The organism is Pseudomonas viciae, from assembly GCF_004786035.1.
GTDB classification, from domain to species: Bacteria; Pseudomonadota; Gammaproteobacteria; order Pseudomonadales; family Pseudomonadaceae; genus Aquipseudomonas; species Aquipseudomonas viciae.
In genome coordinates this window covers 2,702,624-2,713,264 of record NZ_CP035088.1, presented here as the reverse complement: position 1 = coordinate 2,713,264, position 10,641 = coordinate 2,702,624, and the positions used below count along the sequence as shown (strand labels likewise).

The following is a 10,641-nucleotide window of genomic DNA, read 5'->3' as shown; positions in this document are numbered from 1 at the left end:
CGACTCCCCTTTTGCAATCAGGCACTTTCACCGGCTTGCGCCACAAACAACACCACTTGCCACGGGCTACTGGCCTGGGTCGACGCCGGCGCCACGATGTGCAGTGGCAACTGCCCGTCGAACCACTGCCCGCTGGCGCTCACCACAAACAATCGAGTGTCGTCGCCCACGCTGTAGGCCACCTGTTCGTTGCGGCTCATGGCCTGATGGGGCAAACCGCTCATGCGTTGCCGACTCAAGAGCACGACATGCGGCGCAGACGCAATGATTGCCCCACGCAACCACTCGGCTGCGGCCTGCTCGCTGGCGCCGTTGGGCATGCGCAGGCCAATCACCAGGCGTTGGTTCGGCTGATCGTCGGGCAACTGGATCGAGAAGACCTGATCATTGCGCTCGAAGGCCAGGCTGCGATAGCCGGCACGAACCAGTTCCAGGGTGTCTTCCAGCCAGTCGAGCAGCGGCTCGTAGCCGCGCTGCAACTCCAGAAAGTCCAGGGGCGCGAAGGCCGGCACGCCGGCCAGTGAGTCGAGGGCCGACCAGGTACCGGCCAGCCCCAGCAGCAAACCGTAGAGCGCCTGGGGTGTCGCGACCCGGGTGTTCAGCGCGCCTTCGACCTCCGGCAAGCGTGACCACAATGCGGTCAGTTGCCGGCGGATCTCCATGGCATCGTCCTGGTTGCCCGCCGCCTGGGCCTGGCGCAACCGACCGGCGAGGAACAGGCATTTTTCCCGGGCCCGGGCACACAGCCCGGCGACGCGCCGACCGAGCGGCGACTCCGGCAGCAGGACGGGCGTGGGCGGCGTGTAGGGTACCCGCAAAAAGCCACCGCCCTCCTTGCGAATGCGCAACAGCGGCAGGCAGATCGAATCGGCCTTGCTCAACTGCGTGCAAAGCCTCGGGTTCGGTCGCCAGACGGTGATCGACTCGGGAAATTCGCCACTGGTGAGGTCCGGCAACGCCTCGCCGACCACCGATTGCAAGCGCCCCTTGAGTGGCAGCAATTGCCCGGCGCGCCAGAGCGGGCTGATGGCCAGGTACACGGTCACGGTGGCATCGTCGGTCTTGTTGACCGCCTCGCTGATGTCCAGCTCCAGGGTCGGCCCGACACCGGCCTGCAGGTTGACCGGCAAGCCATCGGGCAAGGTGCCTTGCAGCTGCAACAGCCGCACCTGGCCGGCGCTCAGGGCCGAAGGGTCGACTTCCAACTGGCTGACGCCCCAGAACCAGGGATTGCAGGCCCCGGCAAAATGCGCGGCCAGGGCCTCGGCGCGCAACCCTTGCAATTGGAAATGTTGGGGCAGCAACTGCATGCCCTCATGCCAGCACACCGCGTCAGGTAACAGACTCATACGACTCCCTTCGACATCCCAATGTCGCCGCAGTTGGCGGCCCGCGGTCACTCATGGCTGACGGTCATTGAGCTGACCATCGCTGACGAGGGTCATCTCACGACTGTCGAACTTGAGCCAGGCCTCGCGCTGATCGTCCAGCCGAAGCCGGTGGGCTCCGGGAGTGTTATAGCTGGCGAAGACCAAAAGTCCAGCGGCGCGCCGGCCCTCCAGTGGGAAGGGTTGGCGGTCGATGAATTGCCCTGGAACCAGCTCCAGCCCCCACACCGACATGAGTTGACGATAGTCGCGCTGGAACTGTTCGCGCTCGGAAAACCACTGGCTGGCGGTGATACCCGACAGCTGCTTGAGCAGGTCCGGGTCGTTCACGGCGATGAAATCCACCGCGATCGGCGTGTCGTCATTGGCCCGCGGTGCGACGTCCAGGGTCAGGCTGTCCAGGTCGACACTGGGTGCAAAAAGCGAGCAACCGGTAAGTACCAGGCTCAAAAAAGATCCGCAAAAAAAGACACGCAAAATGAATTTTCCTTTTCTCAGCGGTCATAAATTGTTTTCCCTTGCATTTTTATAGACCTGTTCTAGCGTCTTGGATAGTTCGACCAGCACGGTCGAATGCACCAGGTTCGTCAAGGGAATGACAGGTTTTCTGCCGTCCATTTGCAACCTGCGGATCAGCAAGGGAATGCGATGAGCGGGACTCCCGATGCATTGCTTCCACACATGCATCGGAGTCGGCCGCCATGGCAGAAAGTACCCAGCACAAGCTCGACAGAGTCCGTCCTCCCCGCGTCCAGATCACCTATGACGTGGAAATCGGCAACGCCATCGAGAAAAAGGAATTGCCACTGGTGGTCGGCATTCTGGCCGACCTTTCGGGCAAGCCACTGGACCCGCTGCCCAAGCTCAATGAGCGGCGCTTCACGGAAATCGATCGGGATAATTTCAACGAGGTGCTCGCCTCCATCTCCCCCCGCGCCACGCTCCAGGTGAACAACACCCTCAGCGGCGACGACAGCAAGCTCAACATCGAACTCAACTTCCGGCACATCGACGACTTCGATCCGGTCAAGGTCGTTGAGCAGGTCACGCCGCTGCGGCGCCTGTTCGAAGCGCGCCAGCGCCTGCGGGACCTGTTGACCAAGCTCGATGGCAACGACGACCTGGACAAGCTGCTGCGCGACGTGATCGCCAACACCGAAGGCCTGCAAGAGATCAAGTCGGCCCGCCCTCAGGACGCAACGACCGAGCTGCCCACCGTGGCCGCCAACGATGACCCGGCCCCGACCGAACCACAGGCCTGATCGCGCTCATCACTCAAGGGAGATAAAGCCATGCCTGCTTCATCCAGCGCTCAAACCAGCGAGAGCACGACCCAGACCCTGTCCCTGCTGGACAAGATCATCGCCGAAGGCCGCATGGCCCACGACGACAGCCAGCAGGACTACGCCCGCGACATGCTTGCCGAATTTGCCACCCAGGTCCTCGACGAAGGCATGGCCATCGACAAGGACACCGTGGCGATGATCAATGACCGCATCAGCCAGATCGACCAGTTGATCAGCGCCCAGCTCAACGAAGTGCTGCACCACCCCGACCTGCAGAAACTCGAAGCCTCCTGGCGCGGCCTGCACCTGCTGGTGCAGAACACCGAGACCAGCACCCGGCTCAAATTGCGCCTGCTTAACGTGACCCAGAAAGAACTGCAGAACGATCTGGAAAAAGCCGTCGAATTCGACCAGAGCGCACTCTTCAAGAAAATCTACGAAGAAGAATACGGCACCTTCGGCGGGCACCCGTTCAGCCTGCTGGTGGGTGACTACACCTTCGGCCGGCATCCGCAAGACATCGGTCTGCTGGAAAAACTCTCGAACGTCGCCGCCGCCGCGCACGCGCCGTTCATTGCCGCCGCCAGCCCACGGTTGTTCGACATGACCAGCTTCACTGAACTGGCGGTGCCGAGGGACCTGTCGAAAATTTTCGAAAGCCAGGAACTGATCAAGTGGCGCTCGTTCCGTGAAAGCGAAGACTCGCGCTACGTGTCCCTGGTGCTGCCGCACTTCCTGCTGCGCCTGCCTTACGGCCCGGACACCCTGCCGGTGGAAGGCATCAATTACGTCGAAGACGTCAACGGCACCGACCACAGCAAATACCTGTGGGGCAACGCCGCCTGGGCGCTGTCGCAACGTATCACCGAAGCCTTCGCCAAATATGGCTGGTGCGCCGCGATTCGCGGTGCCGAAGGTGGTGGCGCGGTGGAAGGCCTGCCGGCCCATACCTTCCGTACCAGCTCCGGGGACCTGTCGCTCAAATGCCCGACCGAAGTGGCGATCACCGACCGTCGCGAGAAAGAACTCAACGACCTGGGATTCATTGCCCTGTGCCACAAGAAAAACAGCGACGTGGCGGTGTTCTTCGGCGGCCAGACCACCAACAAGGCCAAGCTCTACAACACCAACGAGGCCAACGCCAACGCGCGGATCTCGGCGATGTTGCCGTACGTGCTCGCGGCCTCGCGTTTCGCCCATTACCTGAAGGTGATCATGCGCGACAAGGTCGGCAGTTTCATGACCCGCGACAACGTGCAGACCTACCTCAACAACTGGATCGCCGACTACGTGCTGATCAACGACAACGCGCCGCAAGAGATCAAGGCGCAATACCCGTTGCGCGAAGCACGGGTGGACGTGACGGAGGTGGCCGGCAAGCCGGGGGCCTACAAGGCCACGGTGTTCCTGCGGCCGCACTTCCAGCTCGAGGAGCTGACCGCCTCGATCCGCCTGGTGGCGACCCTGCCGCCACCGGTAGCTGCCTGATCATTTGCTCCCGCTGACTTGCCGTAGGAGCTGACGAGTGCAACGAGGCTGCGATCTTTCCAAGGACGCTTGAGTCCCAAGTGAAAGATCAAAAGATCGCAGCCTTCGGCAGCTCCTACAGGCATCGGGCATTACCTCATCTGTGTTCTTCAGGAGTTCCACACAATGGATGCAATCATTCTCGACCTCGGCGGCGACATCAAGGGCGACAGCCTGCTCGAGGGTTTCACGGACAAAATCGAGGTCATGTCCTACAGCCACAACGTGGCGATGCAGGTCACCAACGACGTGAGCAACTCGGAACGCACCTCCGGCCGGCCCCACATCGGTGAATTCACCCTGACCAAATTCATCGACAGCTCCACCCCCTCCCTCAACGAGTATTGCTGCGCCGGCAAACCGATCCCGCAAGCGGTCATCACCATCGGCCGCAACGCCGCCGAAGGCAGCGGCAAGCTCATGCCGTTCATCATCTACACCCTCACCAACGTGGTGCTGTCCAACGTCAGCGTCAGCGGCGGTACCGGCGGCAAACCGGTGGAAACCCTGTCGCTGAACTTCACCAAGATCAAATGGGAACTCACCGCCCAGAAAGACGACGGCACCAAGGAAGGCACGGCGGGCACGACCTGGGACCTGGCGGCCAACAAAATGACCAAGTGACGGAGCGCGCCCATGGCTGGCTTCGGGCTTCGCCCACCGCTGTTCGATCGTCTGGCCAACCCGGCGGACGATGTTGGGCGGGTGTTCGATCGACAGGCGTTGCAGGACTCGGTCCACGCCGAACTGCAACGTCTGTTCAACACCCGACGCGGCCCGCAAGCACTGACCGAACCGCCGAGCATCCTGGACTACGGCATCGCTGACTGGACCGCCTTGCAACAGCAGCGCAGCGATGACCGTCGGCAACTGACCCGTGAAATCCGCCAGGCCATCACCCACTTTGAACCTCGCTTGCGACTGGGCGAGGTGCAGGTCACCCCGGTGCCGGGCCATCCGCAGCAACTGTGCATACGGCTGCTGGGCGAGCTACGCGGCGACTCGCACGCATGGCCGGTGGCATTTGTCATCGAGCATGCCGGCGACGGCCTTGAGGTACGCCATGAGCGACTCGATTGACCCGCAACTGCTGGACTATTACCAGCGCGAACTGACCTGGCTGCGACATGCCGGGAGCCTGTTCGCCGAACGTTACCCCAAGGTCGCCCGGCGCCTGGAACTGTCCCCTGGCGAATGCCCCGACCCCCACGTCGAGCGTCTTCTGGAGGGCTTCGCGCTGCTGGCCGCGCGTTTGCAACGCCGGCTCGATGACGACTACGCCGAGTTCAGCGATGCCCTGCTCGAACAACTTTACCCGTTGGCGATGCGCCCCCTGCCGTCCTGCGCCATCGTGCAATTCGAACCCGACCCGAGCAAAGGCAACCTGAACGAGGGCTATCCGCTGCCCCGGGATACGCCGCTGTTCGTCACCACGGACAAGGGCCAGAGCATTCATTTTCGCACCACCGCCGCCGTGCACCTGTGGCCGCTGGAAGTCAGCGAAGCGTTGCTGCTGGGCAGCGATGAGGCCCAGGCGCTGACCGGGGTGGTCCAGGCCCGCTCGGCCTTGCGCCTGAACCTGCGTTGCCTGGGGGAAAGCCAATGGGCGACCTTGGGGATCGATCAACTGCGGGTGCACCTGGCGGCGTCACCGATGATCAATGCCTGGCTCTACGACTTGCTCGGCGCCCATGCCGTCAAGGTTTTGGCCGGCCCGCCAGGCAGCGTGCCGGAGCCACTGGCAGGCTTGCCGCAGATCGTCGGTTTCGCCAGTGACCAAGTCTTGCTGCCGGATGAAGACGGCGTGCATCCCGGCATGCGCCTGCTGGCCGAGTACTTCGCCTTCCCTGACAAGTTCGGCTTTTTCGACCTGCCGTTGACCGGGGCCACCAGCGATAGCCCCTCCTTGTACCTGTACATCGTTTTCGACCGCGCCCCCGCCAGCCGCCTGCCACTCCAGGCCAGCGACATCGCCCTGGGCTGCGCGCCAGTGATCAACCTGTTCCCCAGGACTTCCGAGCCACTGCGCCCGGATGGCACCCGCAGCGAATACCGCCTGGTGGCCGACAGTCATCGGGAAAACAGCGTCGAGATCCACAGCATCCGCGGCATGCGTGCCACCTCCAGCCAGGGCGTGCGCAAGGTGCCGGCCTATTACGGCAGCCAGCACGGCAGCGACCAGACATGCTATTGGCATGCACGGCGGGTCAGCGGCATGAGCCCGAACCGGCTGGGCACCGATTTGATGGTCAGCCTGGTGGACACCCAGTTCGACCCGCTGGCCGATACCCGCGACTACAGCCTCACCGCCGAACTGCTGTGCACCAACCGGCACCTGGCCCAAAGCCTGCCGGCCGGTACGGCGCTGGGTTTCGAGCGCCCGGGGCCGGTGGCCTGGGCCCGACTGCGCAACCCGCCCAGCCCCCAGAGCCTGCCGCGCCTGGACGGTGAATCGCGCTGGCGATTGGTGTCGCAATTGACCCTCAACCATTTGTCCCTGGTGGAAGGCTCCCAGGCACTGGACGCGCTGCGCGAGATTCTTGAGTTGCACAACCTGCGGGACGAGGCCAGCGCCCGGCGCCAGATCGAAGGGGTGTTGGGGCTGGGCTGCGAGCGGGTCATCGCTCATGTCGGCGAGGACGCCTGGCGTGGCTGGCGCAACGGACTGGAGGTGCGCCTGCAACTGGATCCGCAACACTTCGTCGGCAGCAGCGCGGTGCTGTTCTCGGGGGTGCTGGCGCAGTTCTTTTCCCTGTACGCCACTGCCAATCGCTTCGTGCGCACCGTGCTGGTCCAGGCCGATAAGGAGGTGAAAACATGGCAACCCCAAGCCGGCAAACCCCTGACGCTCTGAACCTGAGCCAACGACTGCGCAATGATCCACAACGCTTCGAATGGCTCCAGGCCTTGCTGCTGCTGGAACGTGAACATCCTCAGGCCGAAACCCTGGGCAGCGGCACCGCGCCGCACGCCGAAGCCTTGCGCTTGCGCGGGCCGTTGACGCCGCTGTTCGCCGCCAGTGAAATCGAAAGCCTGAGCCAGGAAGCGGGCTCGCCGCCAACCCTGACCACACCCATCTTCGGCCTCGGTGGTCCCGACGGCCCCCTGCCCTACGCTTATCAGGAATGGCTGCAACAACGGGCGCGCGCACGCGATCACGCACCGGCGCAATTTCTCGACCTGTTCCAGCATCGCCTGCTCAGCCTGCTCTACAAGGTCATGCGCAAACATCGCATCGCCCTGGGCTTCACCGCCCCAGGGGCGTCCGCCGTACAAGCGCAGTTACGGGCGCTGACCGGTCTGTTGCCCAAAGCCCTGCAAGAACGCCAGGCCGCACCCGACTCCGCCGTACTGGCTTGCACCGCGCTGTACGCCGATGGCCGTCGTTCCCTGGCTGGGTTCGCGGCGATTGTCCGTGAACAGTTCGCGCTGCCGGTGGAGCTGACCGCGTACGCAGGTGGCTGGCGCGAAATCCCCCCGGCCAGCCGTAGCCGCTTGCAACCGGGCGGGCGCAATTTGCGCCTGGGCCGCAGCGCGGTGGCCGGCACCCGGGTCTGGGACGAACACGCCGGGGTGCGCCTGACCCTCGGCCCGCTGACTGTCGCCCAGGCCGCTGGACTGCTGCCCAATGGCGAAACCCATCCGCTGCTCGCCAGCCTGTATGCCTTGTATTTCGGCCCTGACCTGGATTGCACGCTGGTGCTGCTGATCCGTGGCGCCGGCCCACTGCAACTGGGTCGCCAGGCACCGCCACGCTTGAACTGGAACGGTGGCCTGCAACGTCAGCCGAACCTGGCCGTGCAACGGATCGAAACCCGCCTTCGTCAACCGGAGATCGCCTGAATGGAACTGGCCAGCCTGATCGGACGCCTCAACCCGGACAACCGCCGTGCCCTGGAACGGGCCGCGCAACGTTGCATGCAGCGCAGCCATCACTACGTGGAAATCGAACACTTGCTGCTGGAATTGCTGGACATCGAAGGCGGCGACTTTGCCTGTCTATTGCCGCGTTTTGGCCTGGAGCGTGACGCGGTCGCGGCAGAAATCAACAAGGCCCTGGAACTGTTCAAATCCGGCAGCACCCGCACGCCTGCGCTCTCAGCGCAAACCATCGGCCTTTTGGAAGACGCCGTGGTTGAGGCCAGCGTATTGGGCCTGGACAGCATCCGCTCCGGTCTGTTGCTGCTGGCCCTGCTCGACCGTGACGAACGCCGCAGCTTGCTGCTCAACAGTGCCTCGTCGCTGCTGCGTATTCCACGGGAGGCCTTGCGCACGCACCTGCTGGACTGGACCGAAAGCTCCCGCGAGCACGTCGGCGGCGTGCGCCCGGCCAAGCCCGGCGATGCTCAGCAGAAACAAGACCCGGTCCTCGACCAGTACACCCAGGACCTGACCGCAGACGCCCGGGCCGGACGCATCGACCCCATCGTCGGTCGCGACGGGGAGATTCGCCAGTGCATCGATATCCTGCTCCGGCGCCGGCAGAACAACCCGATCCTGGTGGGCGCTCCGGGGGTCGGCAAGACCGCCGTGGTGGAAGGCCTGGCCCTGCGCATTGCCGCCGGGGATGTGCCACCGTCGTTGCAGGAAGTCACCCTGCGCGTACTGGATCTGGGCCTGTTGCAGGCCGGCGCGGGGGTCAAAGGCGAGTTCGAACAGCGCCTCAAAGGCGTGATCGACGCGGTCCGCAGCGCCGAAAAACCGATCATCCTGTTCATCGACGAAGCCCACACCCTGATCGGCGCAGGCGGCGCAGAGGGCGGCAGTGACGCCGCCAATCTGCTCAAACCGGCCCTGGCTCGGGGCGAGCTGCGCACCCTGGCCGCCACCACCTGGCTTGAATACAAAAAATATTTCGAGAAAGACCCGGCCCTGGCGCGCCGTTTCCAACTGGTGCAGGTCGAAGAGCCGGACGAACTCACCGCCGTGGAAATGCTTCGTGGAGTAGCGACAAAACTGGAACAACACCACGGCGTGCAGGTGCTGGACGCGGCCATCCACGAAGCCGTGAAGTTGTCTCACCGCTACATCTCCGGGCGCCAGTTGCCGGACAAAGCCATCAGTGTGCTCGACACCGCCTGCGCGCGGGTCGCCCTCGGCCAACATGACGTGCCACCGCCCCTGGAAAGCCTGCGCCACCGGCAGAACAGCCTCAAGGACGAAGTCGAACGCTTGCGCCGGGAACAGGCCACCGGGCTGGACCACCGCGAACGCATCACCCTGCTCGAAGGCGAATCGACCAGCAACGTGCAGGCCATCCGCGAGCTGGAAACCCGCTGGGGCGAAGAACGCGAAGCGGTGCGCGAACTGCTCGACACCCGGCGCGAACTGCTGGCCCTGAGCGAGCGCGCCGACAGCGAAAAACCCGACACCGAGATCGATAACCGCATCGACCACCTGGCCGCCGAACTGCTGCGCCTGGAAGCCGGCCTCGATGCCATTCGCCAGGACGACCCCCTGGTGCCGGAACAGGTCGACAGCAAGACCGTCGCTGCGGTGATCGCCGGCTGGACCGGCATCCCGGTCGGCAAGATGCTCGCCGACGAAGCCCACGCCGTGCGCACCCTCGGCCAGCGCATGGGCCAGCGGGTCATGGGCCAGAGCACGGCGCTGAACACCATCGCCCAGCGCCTGCAAGCCTACCGCGCCGGCCTCACCGACCCGCAGAAACCGGTCGGGGTGTTCCTGCTGGTCGGCCCCACGGGCGTGGGCAAGACCGAAACCGCCTATGCCCTGGCCGATGCCCTGTACGGCGGCGAGCGCAACCTGATCAGCATCAACCTCTCGGAGTATCAGGAGGCCCACACCGTCAGCCAACTCAAAGGCGCCCCGCCCGGCTACGTCGGCTATGGCAGCGGCGGCGTGCTCACCGAAGCGGTGCGGCGCAAACCCTATTCGGTGGTGCTGCTGGATGAAATCGAAAAGGCCCACCCGGATGTACTCGAGGCGTTCTACAACGTCTTCGACAAAGGCCTGATGGAGGACGGCACCGGCCTGGTGGTGGATTTCAAGAACACCGTGATGCTCGCCACCAGCAACGTCGGCGCCGAACTGCTGTTGGATACGCCCGTCGCGCAACTGGGCAGCGACGCCTTCAACGCAGCCTTGCACAAAGTACTGCTACAAGCGTTTCGCCCGGCGTTTTTGGCGCGCATGACAGTGGTGGCCTATCGGCCACTGGATGAGGCGACGCTGGAGGGGATTGTGTTGGCGAAACTGGAGAAATTGCGCGGGCGCTACAAGGCCGCGACCGGCAAGCAATTCGAGTTTGATGCGGGGATTGTCAAGGCGGTGTTGGCCAAGTGCAGCGCGGCGGGTGCGCGGGATGTCGAGAATGTGTTGATGACGCAGGTGACCGGGAAGTTGGCGGAGTGGGTGTTGGAGTAATACTGCTAAACCAGCCGACTTTTACAACAGCTTCTTACTCAGCGGAGACAGGC

Annotated in this window: 9 protein-coding genes; 7 read left to right on the top strand and 2 right to left on the bottom strand. The window is 64.0% G+C overall.

Going from position 1 to position 10,641, the window contains the following annotated elements:
* Positions 1–17: 17 nt before the first annotated feature.
* Together tssK and EPZ47_RS12465 are read right to left on the bottom strand one after the other, a co-directional pair.
* Complete coding sequence (gene tssK / locus EPZ47_RS12470; protein WP_135845041.1) at positions 18–1,349, bottom strand: type VI secretion system baseplate subunit TssK; 1,332 nt, start codon at positions 1,347–1,349, stop codon at positions 18–20.
* 51 nt (positions 1,350–1,400) lie between these two features.
* A complete protein-coding gene (locus tag EPZ47_RS12465) occupies positions 1,401–1,865 on the bottom strand; it encodes a type VI secretion protein (RefSeq protein WP_135845040.1) in 465 nt (154 codons plus the stop codon).
* A 224-nt stretch (positions 1,866–2,089) separates the two neighbouring features.
* On the opposite strand from EPZ47_RS12465, the gene tssB reads away from it, so the two are divergent.
* From tssB to tssH, 7 genes are all read left to right on the top strand, one after another.
* The gene (gene tssB / locus EPZ47_RS12455; protein WP_135845038.1) at positions 2,090–2,650 is read left to right on the top strand and encodes a type VI secretion system contractile sheath small subunit; all 561 of its coding nucleotides are present in this window, start codon (positions 2,090–2,092) and stop codon (positions 2,648–2,650) included.
* 30 nt (positions 2,651–2,680) lie between these two features.
* On the top strand, positions 2,681–4,162 hold the full coding sequence (gene tssC, locus EPZ47_RS12450; protein ID WP_135845037.1) for a type VI secretion system contractile sheath large subunit: 1,482 nt from the start codon (positions 2,681–2,683) through the stop codon (positions 4,160–4,162).
* Positions 4,163–4,327: 165 nt separating this feature from the next.
* Positions 4,328–4,825 (top strand): Hcp family type VI secretion system effector, encoded by a 498-nt coding sequence (locus tag EPZ47_RS12445; RefSeq protein ID WP_109756006.1) that lies wholly within the window; start codon positions 4,328–4,330, stop codon positions 4,823–4,825.
* Between the two features lie 12 nt (positions 4,826–4,837).
* Entirely contained in the window at positions 4,838–5,281 is a 444-nt protein-coding gene (tssE, locus tag EPZ47_RS12440; protein ID WP_135845036.1) for a type VI secretion system baseplate subunit TssE, read from the top strand.
* On the top strand, positions 5,265–7,055 hold the full coding sequence (gene tssF / locus EPZ47_RS12435; RefSeq protein WP_135845035.1) for a type VI secretion system baseplate subunit TssF: 1,791 nt from the start codon (positions 5,265–5,267) through the stop codon (positions 7,053–7,055). Before tssE ends, tssF begins: the two co-directional genes overlap by 17 nt.
* Complete coding sequence (gene tssG / locus EPZ47_RS12430; RefSeq protein ID WP_135845034.1) at positions 7,019–8,044, top strand: type VI secretion system baseplate subunit TssG; 1,026 nt, start codon at positions 7,019–7,021, stop codon at positions 8,042–8,044. Before tssF ends, tssG begins: the two co-directional genes overlap by 37 nt.
* Entirely contained in the window at positions 8,045–10,588 is a 2,544-nt protein-coding gene (gene tssH / locus EPZ47_RS12425) for a type VI secretion system ATPase TssH (protein WP_135845033.1), read from the top strand.
* Positions 10,589–10,641 lie beyond the last annotated feature (53 nt).